The 19,353-nt window shown below is 61.0% G+C and carries 14 protein-coding genes; 4 read left to right on the forward strand and 10 right to left on the reverse strand.

The window, feature by feature from the left end:
- Positions 1 to 7: 7 nt before the first annotated feature.
- The 4 genes from ACQR1W_RS00495 to ACQR1W_RS00510 form a co-directional block, all read right to left on the reverse strand.
- Entirely contained in the window at positions 8 to 820 is an 813-nt protein-coding gene (locus ACQR1W_RS00495) for a uridine kinase (RefSeq protein WP_434848997.1), read from the reverse strand.
- A 356-nt stretch (positions 821 to 1,176) separates the two neighbouring features.
- Positions 1,177 to 2,394, reverse strand: coding sequence for an ABC transporter permease (locus ACQR1W_RS00500; RefSeq protein ID WP_434848998.1), 1,218 nt, complete (start codon positions 2,392 to 2,394; stop codon positions 1,177 to 1,179).
- A gap of 13 nt (positions 2,395 to 2,407) precedes the next feature.
- The gene (gene rbbA / locus ACQR1W_RS00505) at positions 2,408 to 5,170 is read right to left on the reverse strand and encodes a ribosome-associated ATPase/putative transporter RbbA (protein WP_434848999.1); all 2,763 of its coding nucleotides are present in this window, start codon (positions 5,168 to 5,170) and stop codon (positions 2,408 to 2,410) included.
- A complete protein-coding gene (locus tag ACQR1W_RS00510; protein ID WP_434849000.1) occupies positions 5,167 to 6,264 on the reverse strand; it encodes an HlyD family secretion protein in 1,098 nt (365 codons plus the stop codon). The genes rbbA and ACQR1W_RS00510 overlap by 4 nt, the downstream gene beginning before the upstream one ends.
- Before the next feature lie 236 nt (positions 6,265 to 6,500).
- Here ACQR1W_RS00510 and ACQR1W_RS00515 point away from each other — a divergent pair, with 236 nt between their 5' ends.
- Positions 6,501 to 8,741, forward strand: coding sequence for a DUF3141 domain-containing protein (locus ACQR1W_RS00515; protein ID WP_434849001.1), 2,241 nt, complete (start codon positions 6,501 to 6,503; stop codon positions 8,739 to 8,741).
- A gap of 397 nt (positions 8,742 to 9,138) precedes the next feature.
- Positions 9,139 to 9,495 carry an SPW repeat protein gene (locus ACQR1W_RS00520; protein WP_434849002.1) on the forward strand — a complete coding sequence of 119 codons (357 nt, stop codon included), beginning with the start codon at positions 9,139 to 9,141 and terminating at the stop codon, positions 9,493 to 9,495.
- Between the two features lie 189 nt (positions 9,496 to 9,684).
- Here the strand turns inward: ACQR1W_RS00520 and ACQR1W_RS00525 are convergent, their stop codons facing one another.
- Positions 9,685 to 10,506 (reverse strand): GlcG/HbpS family heme-binding protein, encoded by an 822-nt coding sequence (locus ACQR1W_RS00525; RefSeq protein WP_434849003.1) that lies wholly within the window; start codon positions 10,504 to 10,506, stop codon positions 9,685 to 9,687.
- 503 nt (positions 10,507 to 11,009) lie between these two features.
- Positions 11,010 to 11,492, reverse strand: a complete 483-nt coding sequence (locus ACQR1W_RS00530) for a hypothetical protein (protein WP_434849004.1) — start codon at positions 11,490 to 11,492, stop codon at positions 11,010 to 11,012.
- Between the two features lie 267 nt (positions 11,493 to 11,759).
- On the opposite strand from ACQR1W_RS00530, the gene ACQR1W_RS00535 reads away from it, so the two are divergent.
- Positions 11,760 to 12,191, forward strand: coding sequence for a Crp/Fnr family transcriptional regulator (locus ACQR1W_RS00535; RefSeq protein WP_434849692.1), 432 nt, complete (start codon positions 11,760 to 11,762; stop codon positions 12,189 to 12,191).
- Positions 12,192 to 12,705: 514 nt separating this feature from the next.
- Here ACQR1W_RS00535 and ACQR1W_RS00540 read toward each other — a convergent pair.
- From ACQR1W_RS00540 to ACQR1W_RS00550, 3 genes are all read right to left on the reverse strand, one after another.
- On the reverse strand, positions 12,706 to 13,509 hold the full coding sequence (locus ACQR1W_RS00540) for a DUF4336 domain-containing protein (RefSeq protein WP_434849005.1): 804 nt from the start codon (positions 13,507 to 13,509) through the stop codon (positions 12,706 to 12,708).
- 243 nt (positions 13,510 to 13,752) lie between these two features.
- On the reverse strand, positions 13,753 to 14,007 hold the full coding sequence (locus ACQR1W_RS00545) for a hypothetical protein (RefSeq protein WP_434849006.1): 255 nt from the start codon (positions 14,005 to 14,007) through the stop codon (positions 13,753 to 13,755).
- A 237-nt stretch (positions 14,008 to 14,244) separates the two neighbouring features.
- Positions 14,245 to 15,219 carry an alpha/beta fold hydrolase gene (locus ACQR1W_RS00550; RefSeq protein ID WP_434849007.1) on the reverse strand — a complete coding sequence of 325 codons (975 nt, stop codon included), beginning with the start codon at positions 15,217 to 15,219 and terminating at the stop codon, positions 14,245 to 14,247.
- 855 nt (positions 15,220 to 16,074) lie between these two features.
- Here ACQR1W_RS00550 and ACQR1W_RS00555 point away from each other — a divergent pair.
- Positions 16,075 to 17,910 (forward strand): sensor histidine kinase, encoded by a 1,836-nt coding sequence (locus ACQR1W_RS00555; protein ID WP_434849008.1) that lies wholly within the window; start codon positions 16,075 to 16,077, stop codon positions 17,908 to 17,910.
- 778 nt (positions 17,911 to 18,688) lie between these two features.
- Here the strand turns inward: ACQR1W_RS00555 and ACQR1W_RS00560 are convergent.
- Positions 18,689 to 19,318, reverse strand: coding sequence for an HAD-IA family hydrolase (locus tag ACQR1W_RS00560; RefSeq protein WP_434849009.1), 630 nt, complete (start codon positions 19,316 to 19,318; stop codon positions 18,689 to 18,691).
- Positions 19,319 to 19,353: the final 35 nt, after the last annotated feature.

Genomic DNA, 19,353 nt, shown 5'->3' on the forward strand with positions numbered 1-19,353 from the left:
CGGTCCCTCAGCTTGCGGTGATGATGGTGCCGACATGCTCGCCGGCCAGCGCACGGGTCAGGTTTCCGGGGACCAGACCGTTGATGACCTGCACCTGTCGGACGTGCCGCGCCTGCTCGAGCAGGTCGAGCATCGGGAATTCGAGCACAGAATCGGCAAGCCCCTTTGCCTTCATCTCCGCCACAGTGATCTTCGGAATAAAGGTCGCCTTCTTCGTGGTCTTGGGGTTCGCGGTGTAGAGGCCGTTCTCGTCCTTCACATAGATCATCGCCTTGCAGCCGAACTGCTCGGCGACCAGGAAACAGCCGGCATCGGTGCGGTAGGGCGGAATGACGCCCTCGGCCGCAGGGCGCATCCAGAGGCCATAGGGCGGCATGCCGCTGAACACCACAGCGTTCACCTCGGCGAGATACAACGGCACGGCCGATAGCCCGGCGCCGTCGACCGCGGAGATGCCGTGCTTGGCCAAGAGCTGCCCGAGCATCACAGCGTTCTGGTCGGCCACCGAGGCGCCGAGCTGCGACAGCACGCCCGCGGGCAAATTGAGCCCGGCTGCGATCGAGTAGAGATGTCGCGCCCGGGTGCCGGCGCCGGTGCCGATCAGGAGCTTGTGGCTGTTGCGGGCTGCGACGATCTCATCCACCAGCGGATAGACCGCCGCGCGGCCGCGATCGATGACGCTCTGTCCGCCGATCTTGATCACGGTCGCGTCGGGCAGGATGCGGAAGTCGGACGCCTGCTCCGCCGCTGCAATAAGCTGCGCGTCGGTCAGCGAGCGCTGCATCAGCAGTGCCTCGAGCTCCGTCGTCGTGTTTGCCATGGGGGTCCCCTCAATCGGCAACGTTTGTAGGGTTTCCGACAGCAACCCTGCCGTCGAAACTGCCCGCCCTGATCGTTTCCCGATGATGACTGGCGTTCGCGCAGACACATGGCCCTACGCGCGACTATTTCCGCAGCTTTCTGACGAGCTGATCACGTCTGGACCAGCGCCGAGCATGATCGTTTAGTGCGGACAGGTCAACTCCTGGAGATGGCGACGACTCGCAGCAGGATGCGACGGTCGCTGCCGCGTCGTTGGGCCGGCGGACAGCCGTGAACCGATTGCGATGGAGTAGACGCCGCTCGGCTCGTCCGGACGTCCGGAGTTCGAGAGCCAACGGCGCGTGGTCGTGAACGTCAGCCGCTGAAAATGACACGGCGGAAACGATAGAGCGCCAGTGCGAACAAGGCGCTTCCAATCGCCGCGGTTGCAACAACCTCCGGCCAGACGATCGATAAATCCGCGCCCCGGAACATCACGTCCTGCGAGAAGATCACGAAATGAGGTGTCGGGCTGATCACCAACATGATGTGTTTCAACCACACCGGCATGCTTTCGAGCGGTGTCGTTGAGCCGGATAGCAGCATCATCACCAGCAAGACCGGGATCGACAGCAGGCCGAATTGGGCCATGGTCGAAGCGACCGTCCCCAGCGCGATGCCGAGCGCGGCGACCGTGAACACGTAGACGCACGCCCCGCCCAGGAAGAGCAGCCGCGATCCGGAAACCGGCACCTGCAACCACCATTCCACGACAAGCGCAAGCGACAAGGCGGCTGACGCGACGATGACGAGGCCGTTCGCCAGGATCTTGGCGAGCATGATCTCGGAAGGCACCACCGGCATCACCAGCAGATGCTCGACGGTGCCCTGCTCGCGTTCGCGAATGAGCGCAGCGCCGCTGAGCATGACGGTGATCATGGTGAGATTACTGATGATCTGCATCACGGCGGTGAACCAGCTCGATGTCAAATTCGGATTGAATTTGACTTCGGTCACCATCTTGACCAAGCTGCCGAAGCCCGCTTCGCGTCCGGTGACGAACTGCGTCACGTAATCGGTGACGATGTTCTGGATGTAGGTCATCCCATTGAAGGCCTGTGCGGCCGCAGTGGCATCGACGTCGATCTGGACCGTCGGCTGCCGGCCGGCGAGGATGTCGGCCTGAAACTTCGGCGGAAACTCGACCACGAAAATGACGCGTTGGGAATTCATTGCCGCGTCGATCTCCGTGGCAGCGAGGGCGATTGGCGGTTTGAAAGTCGGCGGCGTAAGGCCGTCGGCGATGCGCCGTGACAGATCGGAACGGTCTTCATCGACGATGCCGATGGAAAGGTTCTTCGCCTCGGTCGAGGCGCCGGTGGCGGCGGCGTAAATCGCGATGGTGAAGGAGTAGGCCACCAGCAGCAGCATGATAGGATCGGAGCGGAAGCTCCGCAGCTCCTTGATCGTCAATCGAAACACGTTGGCGAGGTGCAGGCGCAGCTTGGCAAGGCCCGTCGGTCGCGCCCGCTGCGCCGGCGTGGCCGGCTGTTTTTGAGAAGCCGAAGCTTTCGATGCGCTCGTGGATGACATTTCGCGCTCCCCCTCAGCTCTCTTGCTTCTGCAGCAGAATGTGAGCTGCGCCGAAAAATACGGCTGCGAACGCTGCCAGCATCAGGAGATTGAAGCCGAGATCGGAAAAGCCCAGCCCTTTGGTGAAGGTGCCGACGCTGATCGGCTGAAACCAGGCGGACGGAAACATCAGGCCGATCAATCGTCCCTGCCCGGTGAGGGACGACACCGGCACGAGCAGACCGGAAAAGTTCACGACCGGAATGATGGCGAGCACGGTGGTTGCAAACACGGCTGCCACCTGCGTCCGCGTGAACGTTGAGACCAGCTGTCCAAAAGCGCAGGTGGAGAAGACATAGAGCAGGGCTCCGAGCACCAGGGCGCCGAAGGAGCCCTTCACCGGGACGTGGAAGACGATGAGCGCCATCAACACCAGGAGCACGAAGGTCAGCATCCCGACGACCACGTAGGGAAACTGCTTGCCCAGCAGGAATTCGAACTTGGTGATCGGTGTCGAACGGAAATTGGCGATCGAGCCGGTTTCCTTCTCACGGACCACGCCGATCGTCGCCATGACGGCAGGAATCAAGACCAGCATGATCACGACGACGCTCGGGACCATGCTGAAAACGCTCTTGAAGGCCTGGTTGTAGCGGAAGCGGTTTTCGATATGGACGCTCCCGAGATATGGGGCGGATGGCGCGTTGGGGCCGAAGCGCTCCGTCGCCAGATCCTGTGCGTAACGGAGCAGCAGGCCCGTGACATAGCCTTTCGTCGTTTCGCCCCTGAACGGCATCGCGCCGTCGATCCAGAAGGCGGCCTCCGGCGCATGCTGGTTGGCGAGATCGCGACCGAAGCCGGACGGGATTTCCACCACGACCGCGAGCTCGCCGCTGCGCATGCGTCGCTCGAGTTCCGCGGTTGAGCCGACCGGGGGCTGTTCAGAAAAATAGTGCGAGCCCGAGAAGCTCTCGAGCAGTCGCCGACTCTCCGGCGTCTGGTCCTGGTCGAACGCCGCATATTTCAGGTTCTCGACGTCGAACGTGATGCCAAAGCCCATGGCTAGCATCAGAACGACGGGGCCGACAAAGGCGAAGGCAAGCCGGATCGGATCGCGCAGCAGCTCCATGGCTTCGCGCCGGGCGTAGGCCCACATGCGTCCTGGATCAAATCCCTTGGGTTGACGTGGCTGTGCTGGTTGGGGGGCCGTCACGCCCGCCGCCGAGGGCGCTTGCGGCGCTGGCGCGGGCGCCTTGTCGTCGCGTCCGCTCGCTTCCTCCAGATATGAGATGAACGCATCTTCAAGCGTATCCTTGCCGCGTTCCCGGGTGAGCTCCTTCGGCGCGCCGACCGCAAGCACGCGTCCCTGGTGCATCAGCGAGATGCGGTCGCAGCGATCGGCCTCGTTCATGAAATGGGTGGACAGGAAGATCGTCACGCCGTCATTGCGGGAGAGGTCGATCAGCGTGCGCCAGAACGCGTCGCGCGCGACCGGATCGACCCCTGACGTCGGCTCGTCGAGAATGAGCATTGCAGGACGATGCAAGACGGCCACCGCAAGCTGCAGACGCTGCTTGACGCCCAGCGGAAGGCTCTCCGGCTTGGCGTTCGCCACATCCTTCAGGTCGTAGCGTTCCAGGAGGTCCTCGAGCCTGCTTTCGACCTCGTCCGACGGCAGGTGGTAAAGTTGCGCATGCAGCTCGAGATTCTGCCGCACCGTCAGCTCGCCATAGAGCGAGAACGCCTGCGACATGTAGCCGACATTGTGCCGCGCCTCCATGTCGTCGGCCGCCATCGGCTTGCCGAACAATTTCGCCGAGCCTTCGGTGACGGGCAGCAGCCCCGTCATCATCTTCATGGTGGTGGTCTTACCGCAGCCGTTCGAGCCGAGGAAGCCGAAGATCTCGCCGCGCCCGATTCGAAAGCTCACATGATCGACCGCGACGAAATCGCCGAACCGGCGCGTCAGGCCCTCGGCTTCGATGGCAGTATCGTCACCGTCGCTTGCGTTGCGCGGTGGAACGATGACGTCCTGGTGTTCGGCGCGCTTTTCCGGGGGAAGCAGCGCAATGAAGGCATCGTCGAGCGTGGTCTTGTTGGCCTTGGCCAGGATCTCCTTCGGCGCGCCCTGCGCGAGCACCTTGCCGTCATCCATTGCGGCGAGCCAATCGAACCGGCTGGCCTCGTCCATATAGGCCGTGGCGACGATCACGCTCATTTGCGGGCGGCGCAGGCGGATCGAGTCGATCAGCTCCCAGAACTGCCGGCGCGACAGCGGATCGACGCCGGTGGTGGGCTCATCGAGAATGAGCAGGTCCGGATCGTGCATCAGCGAGCAGCACAGGCTGACTTTCTGTTTCATGCCACCCGATAGCTTGCCGCACGGGCGATCGCCGAATGGATCGAGCCCGGTGGCCTTCAGGAGCTCGTCGATGCGCGCGTGCCGCTCGGCTGTGCCCTGGCCGAACAGGCGGCCGAAGAAGTCGATATTGTCGAAGACGCTGAGCGTCGGGTAGAGATTGCGGCCCAAGCCTTGCGGCATATACGCAATGCGGCCATAGCTTGCGCGCCGGTGCTGTTCCTCCGCCATGTTGCCGTCGAGCGCAATGACCTTGCCGCCTTGAATCTTGCGCACGCCGGCGATGAGGGCGAGCAGGGTGGATTTGCCGACGCCATCCGGTCCGATCAGTCCGGCCATGCAGCGCGCCGGAATGTCGAGTATGAGATCGTCGAGCGCGACCGTCTTGCCATAGCGGTGTGTGACGCGTTCGACCCTGGCGACGACGGTGTCGGTCATTGGGGCAACTTGACCTCGAGCTCGGAGGGCCATGCGATCTTGGGATCGGTCCGCACGAAGCCGAGACCGCGGATGCCCGTCTTGACGAACTTGTGATACTGCTCCAGCACCTTGGGATCGATCTGAAGCTTGACGCGGAACATCAGTTTTTCGCGTTCTTCAGTCGTCTCAACGCTCTTCGGCGTGAACTGGGCCTCACTGGCGACGAAGCTCACGCTGGCAGGAATGACGAACTCCGGGATCGGATCAGCGATGACACGCGATTGATCGCCCATGGTCAGCCGGCCGGCCTGGGCGGCCGGCAGATAGATCGTCATGTAGACGTCGTTCAGATCGAGAATGGTCAGAACGCGCTGGCCCGCGGCAATCACTTCCCCGGCGCGCGCCAGGCGGTATTGCACGCGTCCGGTACGCGGCGAGACCAGCACCAAGTCGACCAATATCGATTGCAGCCGGTCGACGTCGGCCTCGGCCGCCTTGATCGCCGACTCCGCCTGGTCGCGCTCGGCATTTGCTGCAACAAAGGCGGCTTCCGCAGCTTCAAACCGGTTGCGCCTGGTATCCACGAGCTGCTGGGTGATATTTCCGCTTTGGAGCAGGGTCTTGCCGCGCTCGTAGTCGGTCCTGGCGAAGGTCAGGTCGCTCTGCCGTTGTGCGATTAGCGCAAGCGCTTCCGCGAGCGCCTGTTTCGCCTTGAGCACCTGGGCCTGCGCAGCACGGAGCTGAGCCTCGGTCTCGGGCGAGGCGATGGTTGCGACCACCTGGCCGGCGGTGACCTCGTCACCCTCGTCGACCGACAGCGTCGCAAGCCGGCCTGGATATTTCGCGGCCACGTCCACCTGCGTCGCCTCGACGCGCCCGTTCGTCTTCACAATTCCGTCAGGCATGTCGCGGCCGCGCAGATGATTGATCAGCGTCTCCACCGCCTTGCGGGCATCTTCGATGGGCTTCGGCGGGGTGGTCTCGGCATGCGCTGCGCCGACGAAGGGCGTTCTGTCCAAAGCGTTCAGCAGCGGCGTTGCAAGCGCGACAGCAGCGCATACCGGAATCGCTCGCGTGAGCAGGAAACGTGGACTGCGTCGTTGAGTAGGCATGATTGATCACCTCGTCGTGCCCGCGTTGACGTCGCAAGCAAGCACGTGCCGCCTGGCACCGTGACCTGAAGACGATGGCAGATGAGCGCAACCAGACATTGATCCTGGTCAACGAAAGGCGGCGTTCCCGTAATTAGGAATATTCATCGCCAGCAGCCCCCCCGGTGCGTAGTCCGGCCACTGAAAAAGATGCGCCGATTTTCATATCTCCCGGGCGGCCTTTGATGGAGGACGCAGTGACACAAGCCATGTCCGATGCCAGTGCACTTCAGGTCCTGAGGCCGCCGAGAGTCCTCGAACAGTTATCAGATCAGATCGGCGAGCTGGCGCCCGCGGCGCTGAACAAGCTCAAGGAACATCACCGCGTCTGGTATGAATCGGTTCCGCCGAACGATGTCACGACCTATGCGCGCGACGCCTGGGAGCGGTCGGTTCTGTTTCTGGACATTCTGCGCCGGCGCGGCAATCAGCACGAGGAGATGCTGAAGCACGGTGTGAGTTCGGTCCTGATCTATGACAGCGAACTGGTGATGCGTGGCGACGAATTGCCGCGTCCGGTCAACTATTCGCTGTTACGCGTGATCCCGCCCGAGGGCACGGAGATCGACGACCGCAAGCGTCCGGTGGTCGTGATCGATCCGCGCGCGGGGCAGGGACCGGGGATCGGCGGCTTCAAGAACATCAGCGAGATCGGCGATGCGTTCAAGGCCGGCCATCCCGTCTATTTCGCCGGCTTCACGGCCCTTCCGGTGCCGGGCCAGCAGATCGAGGACGTTGCGCGCGCCTTCGCGACCTTCATCGAGAAGGTCGCCGCGCTGCATCCTGATGCGCTCGGCAAGCCGTTCATGTTCGGCAACTGCCAGGCCGGCTGGCATGCGATGATCGCGGCCTGCATGCGCCCCGACGTGGTCGGGCCGATGGTGATCGCCGGCGCGCCACTGTCCTACTGGGCCGGCGTCCATGGCAAGAATGTCATGCGCTATCTCGGCGGCTGGTACGGCGGAAGCTGGCTCGACCGCATGGTCAGCGACATGGGCAATGGCCTCTTCGATGCGGCCTGGCTGGTCGGCAATTTCGACAATCTCAACCCCGCCAACACACTATGGACCAAGCAGTACACGGTCTGGGCCAATCCGGAGCGGGAGGCGGACCGCTATCTCAACTTCGAGAGCTGGTGGGGCGACTTCGTCGTGCTGCGCGGCGAAGAAATGCAGTGGATGGTCGACAACCTCTTCATCGGCAACAAGCTTTCGACCGGTCAGATTATCACCAGCGACGGCATCCGCCTCGACCTCCGCGAGGTAAAGAGCCCCATCATCTGCTTCTGCTCCCACGGCGACAACATCACGCCGCCGCAGCAGGCGTTGGACTGGATCCTGGACAACTACCAGAGCGTCGACGAGATCCGGCAATGCGGCCAGCGGATATTCTACACGATCGATGCCAAGGCCGGCCATCTTGCCATATTCGTCGGCACCAGCGTCGCGGCAAAGGACCATGCCGAGTTCATCAACAACATGGAACTCATCGATACGATGCCGCCCGGTCTCTACGAGATCGTGATCAGCGATGGTGCCGCAGGCGGCTACGATCTGTCGGTCGAGGAGCGTGGGCTCGACGACATTCGCGCCTTGGGCTGCAACTCGCTGGAGGACGAGCGCGAATTCGCGGCGGCCGCACGCATCTCGGAACTTAACAACGCGCTCTATCAGACCTTTCTGCAACCATGGATCAAGATGGTCAGCGGTCCTCAGGTCGCGCGCGCAGTGCTTGATCTCAATCCGCTTCGGCTGGGCTATTCCGCCTTCTCGGACAAGAATCCGATGATGCGGACGATCGCGCCGCTCGCGGCGGCGGTCCAGGCCGAGCGGACCGCGGCCTCCGCCAACAATCCGTTCTTCGCCCTGCAGCAGCAGGTATCGCAACGGATGGTCGAGGCGCTCGACCTGTTCCGTGACCTGCGCGATGAGCATGTCGAGCGCAGCTTCCATGCGGTTTATGGGTCGCCGCTGGTCCAGGCCGCCTGCGGAATTTCTCAGGCAGACGGCCCGCCGCGGCCGCGGCCGGGGCTATCACCCTCCATCCTGGCGGCGGCCGAAGCCGACAAGGTGCGATTGAAGGGGCGCGTCGCGGAGGGCAGCATCGTCGATGCCGTCGCTCGCATGCTGGTCTACATCGGCAAGGCGCAGCGTCGGATCGACAAAGGCACCTTCGAGTCCCTGCGAAAGCTGCTGCGCGCGGAACAGGACGTGTCGCCATCCGCGTTCAAGACCGCTTTGCGCGAGCAATGGGCAATCCTGGCGGTCGATGAACACGCCGCCATCGAGGCGCTGCCGGCGCTGTTGCCCGCGGGGTCCGAGTCGCGGCGCGCCTGTGTCGACCTGCTCCAGGCCTGCGTCGCGGCCGCCGGCAAGCTCAATGCCGATGCGCAACGTCGTTTGGACCGGTTGCTGAAAATGCTGGAGGTCGCAAGCTGATCGCGGGAGCCTGATTCCAGCGGGACGCTGGCCGGACCACGCTCGCGGTTGCGACGATGCTCCACGACACCGCCATCGAGCTCGTCCGCTCATATGTGTCGGCGGCCTGTCTCGGTGGCCGGATTGTAGCGCATCGGTGAGCCGGCCGACGTCTTCGATGTCGTGGTCGGTCCAGGCCTTGAGTTCCGCAACCGTGTGCTCGGCGAAACGAGCGCGACCCACCTAAGTTGCTGGCCATCGTTCCCTTGGACTGGCTTGCTGAGGGGGGATTCAGCCTTTCAGGGTCAGGCAGCGTACGCAGGGTCGATCCCTGCAGGAGCGGCCGGCGGTATCCTTAAGGAACAGCACAACGACTGGTCGATTGGTATTGCGCAGGTAGTTGCTGAAGGAGGCAATGATGGATAGATCGAACGCAAGATTGTGCGATGTCGCCAACCTGATCCTTGGCGCGATCCTCCTGTTCTCGCCGTGGATCTTCGGCTTCGAGGCGGGTCACCTGTCGCAGAACGCCGTCATCTCCGGAATCGTGATCGCGGTCCTGGCGATTGCCGCCCTGGCCGCCTTTGCGGTCTGGGAGGAGTGGCTCAACCTCATCGTCGGCCTGTGGGTCCTGGTGTCCCCCTGGGTGCTCGGATTCGCCGGGAACCGGACGGCCATGACGGTTCACGTCATCATCGGCGCACTGGTCGCGATCCTCGCCGCGGTGGAAATCTGGATCACGCAGCCGCCGTTCCGGCTGCCGACGAGCCGCTAAGCAACGTCACATAGCCGATTGTCGCGCCGGTCGGCGCGGCCGCGAATGACCGCGCCGATCCGAGCGATCGTCGGCGGATTCTACCTACGCACAGCGAATATTCGAGAGATCAGCAGCCGCGGAAACAGCTGCTGATGAGCGACTATGACTTGGTCGGACGCAAGAGCTCGTTGCGGGCCTCTCGGGCCATCAGGGCGTAATATCCTTCCCAATGTGGCAATGGGGATGGCCGAAATCGTGGGGCAATTCGCCGACGGCGAGATATGTGATGTTGTCGGAGCCTGGTGTGCCATCCAGGCCGGCTAATTTGCGCATCCGGAACGCGATTGCGTGGTCCGCGCAGGCCGTGTCGCCGCTGACGCCGAGTCCGCCGATCACCTTTCCGCCAGAGTAGAGCGGCACGCCGCCGCCAAACGTGATGATGCCGCCGGGGACCTCTCTCAGCCCCGATCCCTGCTCCTGGAACATCGGGTTGAACGGGTTGGAATTGTTCAAGCCGTAGAGCGATCCGGCAGGGAATCCGCCGTTTGCCGGGCCGCTATTGGCCGGCTGGGTGAACGAGTAGAGCATGGCGGTGGATAGCGCCAGCTGGCTGTTGCTGAAGTTGTTGGCGGTCGAGGCCTTGGCGATGGCGATGGAGCGGCTGCCCGGCCACGCATCCGGATCGCTGCGGATCACGGAGCAGAGAAGGCCTTTTCGGTCGACGACAGCGGACCACATCAGATTCGGACTGAACAACCCGCCGTTTGCGTCAGGCGCCTTGACGACGACTGCGAGCTTTGCCTGCAGATTGTTGACGATGCCGTCGGGAATACTGCAGGTCTCTTGCTCAACGTTGGTCGCCATCGCGGGCATCGAAACCATCAGTCCCATCGCGGCTGCAATCAAACGCCTTGTCGTAACGGAAGCAAATTGCATGACTGACCTCTCTCTGCGCGCAAAAACATGCACATGACCGAGGGCAAGGGATGTTGAAGAAGAGCGGGTGCGATGTAATTGCGTGCGGTTCAAATTGACTGCGGTGAATGGTGGCCCCCGGCCACATTCGAAAACTAATTGACTTCGCGACTAATAATTTCGGCCGATCCTCGCGGAGGGCTACGTCAATTCCAACGTAAGATGATGTCGTTACCATATCAGTTCGATGACTGGCGACCCTATTTTCGTACGCGCACTGCTTCGAGATGGATGACGTTACCGCTGCTCGCGTCTTGCGATCGCGGCGCTCCGCACGGAGCTGCGAGAGATCGAGGTTTTTGCAGCGCATATGTCGACTGTTGTGCACTCAGCCGGGATTTAGAAATCGACCAATTGTCGGACTGATCAGAGCGTTTCTTCGTCTCTGCGGACCATACAGATCGGCCAAGCATAGAACGCGATCACGTCCGCTTCGGGTCAAATGCGCGTGGTCGGTCCTCCGAATGCCGACTCCCGGTGAGCCGCGGGAGCGGACATCCACGGCGCAGACCGCGAAGTCCGGGAACGGGTCCAAAAGCTGACTTGGCTATGCGGGGCTATTTCAGCCGGTAGCCTGCATGGCAACTGACGCAGGCGGCCATGACCTCGCCAAGAGCGCCCAGAGCGGGTTTCAGCTCCCCGGTAACGCCGACATTCTGTGCCTCGATTGCGAAACGGCTTGCGGCCTTGTGCATCGCCGTACCAGCATCCTGCATGCCCTGCGGCATGTATTTGGCGACCTCCGCCGCGCCATGCTGCCGCAGGGAGCTCATGCCCAGTTGCTCCTCCGCGATCTTGCCTGCCATCTCCGGTTCGCCGCGAGCCAAGGCCTCGTTGATCTGTTGAAGCGCGAAGAGGTGGTCGCGCATGTTCGCGATGGTGTGCTCGACGAGTTGCGGCGGCAAGTGGACGAACTCGCGCGTGTCGGTCGCGGAAGTGCCGTGATCCATGTGGTCCTGCTGCATGTGATGTTGGGCGGCAGCATATCCAATCGAAAGAATAAGGACCCCCGAAACGAGGATAGCGAAGAGGACGCGCATAGACTGCTTTTCCCGATTGAGGTCCGAAAAGCATAGCCGAGCTACGATTATGCGCATATGATCGTGATCATATGGTCCCAACCGAAAAAATCCCAAAAGCGCTCAACCGGGCACTCCCTCAAGGCTTGGATTGGAGGTCTCTGACGCGCGAAGCGCCGCTGTTAGCCGCTTTGCCGACGGCTGCCCGGCGAGTTACGCGATTGCGGGAAACTCCACGCCACACATCAGTGTTCAGTCAGGGCGACCGCCCCCACGCCCATGTTCTTCATGCTTTCAGGAGAGGTGCGGCTTGTCCGCCGATCAAGGTCTGGAGGAGAGATCATCCTTCAGCGAACTCGACACGGCTTCCTCGCTGAGGCCAGCCTCGATCAAGCTGCCTATCACTGCGACGCAATCGCCGCAGAGCCTTCGTCACTGTTGGCGATCCCGCGAACGGCCTTCAGCAGGGCGCTTACCATCACGCAATTCCGGAACGGGTGGATTGCCCATCTGACGCGGGAGCTTCGCAAAGTGCGTGCCAATGCGGAAAGGCTGAGCCTCAGAACGGCGCGGGAGCGCGTTCTCCATTTCATCGAGACCGAAGGCGAGAGGGGTGTGGTCAATCTGGGTCAATCCAAGAAGGATTGGGCGGCAGAGCTCGGACTTACGCATGAGGCACTTACCGCGTGCTGGCGCAAATGGAGAACCGCGGGGAACTGATCGTGGATCATTCCCGATTGACATTGCGGTGAGCCTGAGAGAGCAAATCGATCCCGAGATTATGTCGGCTACTCGGGAGCCATGTCCGTTCACGCGGAACAACTCAGGTGGAGCACATCTCGTCCGCTTCACCCCCCTAAGAAGCGGACAGCTAGGGGACATGCGCCGCTTGGCGCCAGAAGGAGGCATGGCTCAACGCTTGGGGACCTAGCCAATTCCTTGGATGATGATCCCGGTTCCATCACAGCGTTCGCAAGCGGTCTGTTTACCTGTCTGCTTATCGACCTGCTTCCCGCTTCCCGCGCACTCGGGACAGGTGTCCTCGCTGGTCCCTGGCGTTCCGGGCTCCGGATCATCGTCGGGCGTGTGCTGCCTTCTCGGATCCTTTGATTGCATCGTCCGCATCCTTTTTGACGCCGATGTCATCGACCTTCAAACCGATCTGCCTATCAGCAGAGTTGACTGCCTATTTTAAAAAAAGTCGTCCGATTGCATTCGAGCATCTTGACTTGGATCAAGCATTTCTACCCGGTGCTCCCCCAAAAATCCTCCTGATGACTTCCTCGCCGCAAGAGTCGAAGCACCTGCCGTGGCTGAGCACAATGCGCTCCGGGTGCCAAGAGTGGATTTTTGCGATTGCTGCCTTGGCCTTTCGTGGCTGCAGTAATAGCGGCAGTCGCATGCCGAAGAATATTTGCCCGCACGGATAATACATGCCGCTGAGCCTTGTCGCCGTTCGCCAAGGCTCAGGCATCTTATCCAGCTCTATATTGAATATCGTGTCTGTAAGCACCAGCGTCTTCGATCGGCTATGAAAGAAGATGAACTCCTTGAAGTATCCACCAGGAAATAGCGTTTGGTCGATGTCTTGCCGCCATTCGTCGGGTGGATTGAAGTCGAGGTCTCTCAGAAACGTGACATCGACGTGCCGAGCGCGCGCTCGCTGTCGTACGCGCGGCGAAGCCCATGGGATCGCGTCGGGAAATGCTGTCGACCACTCGCCGATATGAGCGTAGTGAAACTGGTTGGGTGACACGAGATGTCGGATCCTTCCCAACCGCTGCAGCTCGTTTGCTAACGCCTGATCAAATTTGATTGGCGAGTGAAGCAACAAATCACCACTAGAGAGGCGAACGACCGTCATCCGTGTGGTGAAAGGCATAGGCAACCTGACGCCAGCCGCTGTGAAGTATTCCAATGGGCCATCAACGATTCCGATGTCCTTCCCTATCGGCTTAAATACGTTGATTGGTTCGTAGAGCAGAGCCGCCAAGGTCGTCTTCCGGATAGCGTTGTTCCACGGAGTATCGCTGATCACGAGAAGTCTGCAACGGGTCAAAAGCGTCTTTAGGCATCCCGAAGGAGAGTTTCCGCTTAGGCTCGGCGAGCGGACATCCTCCATGCTGGCCACGGGGCGGAGTTGGGACCAAAGGCAGGCGTCGCAAGAATTATCCGATCACCTTGTCGGCGCCATTGAGTGGCGGCGGAATGCGCCAAAACAAGCCGGCCTCCGCCGCGCGGCAAAGCCGGCTCAGTTCTTGTCGCGAGTTGTGGGCCGCAATCAGTCGCAGATGCGCCGACGAACAGTGACATCTTCTCCAAAGCGATTAGTCCGATGGTCGATGATGACCCGGCACCTTCCACTTCGATCATATCGATTGTAGGCATCGTAGTCGCGATCGCGGTAGTGGTCCCTATGTGGATCGACGTAAACTCCACCCGGACCGACCCCGATCTCGACGGCCTTGGCCGTCGTCGCACTGCCGGCCACGAGAACGAGTAGCGCGGTGAGCGGTAGGATGCTTCGCTTCATCATCATATGTCCTCCTTCCAATGTAGACCTGTCATGCAAACAGTCCGGGACGGAATTAGTTTCCGGACTTCCGCGAACTAGGTGTGCGCTGCAGCACACGTGAGCTGATGCCGAACTGCTCGGTCGTGCCGGGCTTACAGCAGGCCAAGTTGCTTCACCGGGATATCAGCAATCTCCGTCGCGTCCGAATGCCCGTCGCGCGAATATCAATGCCGGAAAACGGAAATGTCCGTTGAGGGGTCACGAACGGAAATAATTGCGGCGGGCAAATCGAGTGGGCCCTCCTCCGAGAGGAGCCCGGCCTGGTGAGGTGAACGCCAGCGCCGCCACAGCATCCGCGATCTCGGCCGTATCTGCATAGGTCACCATGTGACCGGCATCCTCGATGAGATGGAGCAGGGAGCTTGGCAACATTTCGTGGAGGCGGCGTGATTGGTCGGTCTCGATGAGCTGGTCACTCTTGCCATGAACGATCCTGACAGGGCATTGGATGGCCTGATATTGAAGCGCCAATTGCGCGGCAACAGGAATAAGGAACGCGCTCTCCTCGGCGGCCGCCCTCAATTGCTTGGGTCGGAGAGACAGCGAGATCGGAAATTCGTTCTTGAATTGCGGCGGAATGGCGCGCGGCGCGAACAGCATGCGAATCAGCTTCGGCATAATGGCCCACGATATGATCGGCGCGATGGTGTAGCGCATCAGATCTCCGAGCAGCGGCACTGCCGGGCCTGACATGAGCCAAAAGTCGATCCGAAAGGTCGGAAAATAGTAGCCGGACGCCAGCACCAGCCCCCTCACGGGATAGTCGCTTTGCAGCGCCAACGCGATCGCCACCAGTGTTCCCCAGGAATGGCCGAGTACCACGGGATTGCGCACCCCAAGCTGATCAAGAGCCTTCGCGAACAAGGTGGCTTGTGTCTTGGCCGTCCAGATGCGCGTGCGGGGACGCTGGCTGTAGCCAAACCCTGGCCGGTCGAAGCAAACGACGCGGTAGGAGGCGGCAAGGCGGTCAACTAGACCGCTCAGGATGAGATCCTGAATCATGGTGCCATTGCCATGAAACAGGACCACGCAAGGCGCAGCGGCATCGCCGCGTTCGATGTAATGAAGGCGCACTCCGTCGCACTCGATGAAGACGCCGACCCGCGGGTTCTTTCGCTCGGCTGCCACCTGAAACGCGATGTTGCCGAGGATCAGAACGACAATTCCGGCCACGACGATTAGCAGGACGGTTTCAGCTGTGGACATCGGGTCTAATCTTTAGATGGTCCGCGCTGCGGACCTTGAATCGTCGGAACAACTGCGACCTGATGCCTTCGTTCCTGCTCCGCAATCCCGGCCAGTGCTCGGACCGCTACGGCGTTCCGTGCAGCCGCATTTGGCCTCTCTTGGTCCAGCGCAGACAACAGGCTGCGAGTTTGAGGAAAGTCGCCTTCGGCCAAGAGTTGACATTCGAATTGAAGAGGCCGCCAACTGACTTGAGTATCAGGAAGAATTTGATGAGTTGGCTGCCGTCGAGTGCCCAAAGTGCGGATGGAAGAGCATCAGCCGCGAGCTGGACTTGATCGCCGTGCCGGACACAAATTGAGGACAATCCCAAAACTTGGGACCAGGTATCTGGCCGGATGTAGAGATAGATTGCTAATCCCAGACGCTTTTCTGAATTCAGCAGATGCCGATCGAATGTCCATGGAGGTCACCAGCTTGTGCGAACTGGCCTTGAGTTCTACGGCTTTCTGGGCGGTCTCCCATGGCACTGCAAGCATGCCCGATCCCATAATTTGTAACTTTGCCGTCGAACTGAATATTGCGCTTTTTACCCTCGTTCCATTCAATCGAAACTGAAAAAGATAGGTGGCCAGACCCTCGATCGTAATGGACACTCGGCGCCTGCGAGAACAGGGGCGCGAGGGGCCTGCATCGGCACTCGGTTCCCCATGGAACAGGCGGAGCCGGTAGTTAAGCGGTGCCTCGGAGTAGCCTTTTCACTGAGAGCCAAGTTGCCGCGACAGTGTCTCTGTGCCAATTTCGCTGCGCGTGAACAGCGACCGCGGCAATGGGTGTTGCCACATGCGAAGCTGGCTTTTTCTGACCATTCTTTTCTTAGCAGTTGATATTTTCAGCTCCGCGGGCGCTGCGGCAGCGCCGAAGCGCGTTTTGTTGCTCCACTCATTCGGGCCTCAATTCGTGCCCTGGGTCTTCATCGCAGCAGAATTCCGCGAGCAACTCTTCAAGCGATCCCAGGACAAGATCGATCTCTATGAAGCCTCGCTCGAGGGATCTCGGTTCCTGCAACCGGAGCAGGAAGGTCCGACGGTCGATTATCTTGTCAACCTCTTCAAAAGGCGAAAGCTCGATTTGATCGTGACGGTCGGTGCTCCGGCCGCTTTTTTCGTTCAGAAGTACCGAGAGGAGTTCTTCCCGTCCACTCCACTGGTCATCGGCGGGCCTGAGCAACGCGCAATCAAGCCGGAGACGCTCACCGCGAAAGATGCGCCGGTGGTGGTCAGTTTGAACTTTCAAGAATGGATCGAAAACATTTTGCAGGTTCTCCCGGACACCACCCATATCGCGTGGGTGGTCGGCGCTTCGCCCCTGGAACGGTTCTGGACTGAGGAGTTTCGCCGTGTGTCGGAGCGGTTTGCCGACAGACTATCGTTCGAATGGTTCAACGACCTGCGGTTCGAAGACATGCTGCAACGGGTGTCGGAGCTTCCGCCGCATTCCGCAATTTTCTTTGTCGATCTTCGCGTCGATGCCGCCGGCGTGCCGTTGGATCGGGACTCCGTGATACCGAGACTCCGGGCGGCTACAAACGCGCCCATCTTCAGCTACGTCGAGAACTACCTTGGGCAGGGCATTGTTGGCGGACCCTTGATGTCCACCTCGGAATTGGGGCGACGAATGGCAGAAGCCAGTGTTCGCATCCTGCAAGGCGAGCTGCCGGGCAGTCTCAACATACCTCCTGTGACCCTTGCCCTGCCGCAATATGACTGGCGGGAGCTTCAGCATTGGAACATCAGCGAGGATCGACTTCCAAGGGGTAGCCGAGTTCTGTTTCGGGAGCCGACAGTCTGGCAGCAGTACAGCTCCCAGCTCGCCTCGATGTTCGCGCTGCTCCTGGTGCAGGGAGGACTGATCTTCGGCCTTCTGTTTGAACGTCGCCGTCGGGTCCAAGCCGAAGTTCAAGCTCGAAAGCGATCGGCAGAACTGGCCCACATCAACCGATTTTCCATGGCCGGAGAACTCACCGCGACCATCGCGCATGAGGTGAACCAGCCACTTGCCGCTATTCTTGCCAACGTCGAGACGGCGGAGCTGGCAATCAAATCTCCGCAGCCCGATCTGCGGGAGATCAGCGAAATACTCACCGATATTCACAATGATGACGTGCGGGCCAGCGAAGTCATCAGACGAATTCGTGTCCTGCTGAGAAAAGCGCCGTTCCAACTCAAGCCGCTTGACCTGAATGAAGTTGCCCGGGATGCCATGCGATTTCTTTCGGCATTGGCTGTCGCGCGCGAAGTGAATCTCACGAGCTACTTGCCGACCCCACTTCCTGTGAGCGGTGACGAAATTCAACTTCAGCAGGTCATTCTGAACCTGGTTGTAAACGCCATGGACGCCATGTCGGAGATGCCGAGCGCTGAACGCAATATCACGGTCACTACGGCACATGTCGGAAGTTCCGCTCGCCTCTCGGTATCCGATCGGGGCCCAGGTATTGCGGTCGAGCATGTCCACGAAATATTCGAGCCGTTCTTTTCGACAAAGCGTGAGGGTATGGGGATGGGACTATCGATCGCCCGAACCATTGTCGAAGCTCACGGCGGGAAGTTATGGGCCGAGAACAAAGCCCCTCGCGGCGCGATATTTTACGTCGAATTGCCGCTCGCCTCGAAATGATTGATTTTCGCCCAAGTCAATCTTACGTCCGAACTTGGCAGTGACGGCTTTGGGGTTGCGCCAAAACAAAATGTTCGCCAGCGATTTCAACGCGACTCGGCCTGTCCAGTCTTCTCGCGAAAAATATTCGTGTTTCGTTTTTCCAGAAATTATGGTTATCTGAGGGCATCCCGCCTCACCACGGAGGGGCGTTGCGCGCGATCGTCACGACACGCGAGGCGGGGAGGCGGTGGCCGCGAGACGCCGGAAGCGCTCGTCGAGTGCGGACGAACGGTGTCTTGCGGACGGTGAAGTCGTGTGGTCCTGGTCTCCCGGCGCTGAGACCAAGTCGGTGACGACGCTTGCGCGTTGCGCCGATGACGGGGGCAAGAAAGCCGGTCCCCGAGGAGAGCGCGTATAACCCGTCAAACATCGCGCAGGGAATGCCGGATGTTCGGCTGCACCTGTGGTGACTGCCGCCTGCTTTTTGTTCTGCAGGCGGGCCATGGGTGAGGCCTTCACCCGGCATTCCCTGCGCCCTCTGCATTCGAGGGCGAGTGTAATGAGCACAACTCGGGCAGCATCTGCCGCGGGAAGGTGAGGTCATGTGGAATTGCCGCGCAACACGCTCGGTGTCGTCCCGGCCTTGCGCCGGGACCCATGGCCGCCGCCGTTAGTTTCGAGCGGCGCTGGGTCGAGCCTCTCATCCGACCGCTGCGCTCTGTGGTTGTGGGTCCCTGCGTTCGCAGGGACGACAGCGAGGCCGGCAGTGCCGATGAACTACTAAATAAAACCGAAGCTAAATCCCCAGCGCATCGAGCGCCGCGGCGACGTCAGCCGACGATCGCACCTGCACGGCCTGTAGTCCGCGCGCCCGCGCACCTTCGATGTTCTCGGCGAGATCGTCGAAAAATACGATGCGCCCAGCCGGCACGCCGATCGCCTGGACCACATGGTCGAACGCTGCCGCATCCGGTTTGCGCAGGCCGATCGATGACGACAAGAAGATCTCGCGAAAATGGCTCAGGAGCTCGGCATAGCGCGGCGAGAAATGTTCGACATGCGGCCGGTTGGTGTTGGAGAACACGTAAAGCGGCAGCTTTTCGGCGGCGCGCGCGAGCAGCGGCGCGATGCCCGGGACCTCGCCGACGAAGATCGCGTTCCAGCCTTCGAGGAACTGTGCGTCGGTGATGGATATGCCGAGCAGGCTGCGCAGGTTCGCAAAGAAGTCGGCGTCACTGACGTGTCCGCGCTCGTGATGGTGATAGGTCTCGTCATGCACGAAGCGCGCGGCGATCTCATCCGCTGTGCAGCCGGCGTGGCCGGCCCAGCAGGCGACCGCCTTGGAGAAATCGATGTCGATCAGGACGCGGCCGAGATCGAACAGCAGCGCATCGGCGCTGCCGGCGGAGAGATGGGGCAGGGGCATGATGGGGGCTGTCAAGCGCTCGGTCGTCCGGTTCG

The sequence above is a fragment of the Bradyrhizobium sp. HKCCYLS1011 genome (assembly GCF_051167795.1).
In the GTDB taxonomy this organism is placed as follows: domain Bacteria; phylum Pseudomonadota; class Alphaproteobacteria; order Rhizobiales; family Xanthobacteraceae; genus Bradyrhizobium.

Bases quoted from the DNA above. Each gene is read 5' to 3' on its own strand.
- ACQR1W_RS00495 (WP_434848997.1), bottom strand. From the start codon at position 820: ATGGCAAACACGACGACGGAGCTCGAGGCACTGCTGATGCAGCGCTCG.
- ACQR1W_RS00500 (WP_434848998.1), bottom strand. From the start codon at position 2,394: ATGTCATCCACGAGCGCATCGAAAGCTTCGGCTTCTCAAAAACAGCCG.
- rbbA (WP_434848999.1), bottom strand. From the start codon at position 5,170: ATGACCGACACCGTCGTCGCCAGGGTCGAACGCGTCACACACCGCTAT.
- ACQR1W_RS00510 (WP_434849000.1), bottom strand. From the start codon at position 6,264: ATGCCTACTCAACGACGCAGTCCACGTTTCCTGCTCACGCGAGCGATT.
- ACQR1W_RS00520 (WP_434849002.1), top strand. From the start codon at position 9,139: ATGGATAGATCGAACGCAAGATTGTGCGATGTCGCCAACCTGATCCTT.
- ACQR1W_RS00530 (WP_434849004.1), bottom strand. From the start codon at position 11,492: ATGCGCGTCCTCTTCGCTATCCTCGTTTCGGGGGTCCTTATTCTTTCG.
- ACQR1W_RS00535 (WP_434849692.1), top strand. From the start codon at position 11,760: ATGCTTTCAGGAGAGGTGCGGCTTGTCCGCCGATCAAGGTCTGGAGGA.
- ACQR1W_RS00545 (WP_434849006.1), bottom strand. From the start codon at position 14,007: ATGATGAAGCGAAGCATCCTACCGCTCACCGCGCTACTCGTTCTCGTG.
- ACQR1W_RS00555 (WP_434849008.1), top strand. From the start codon at position 16,075: ATGCGAAGCTGGCTTTTTCTGACCATTCTTTTCTTAGCAGTTGATATT.
- ACQR1W_RS00560 (WP_434849009.1), bottom strand. From the start codon at position 19,318: ATGCCCCTGCCCCATCTCTCCGCCGGCAGCGCCGATGCGCTGCTGTTC.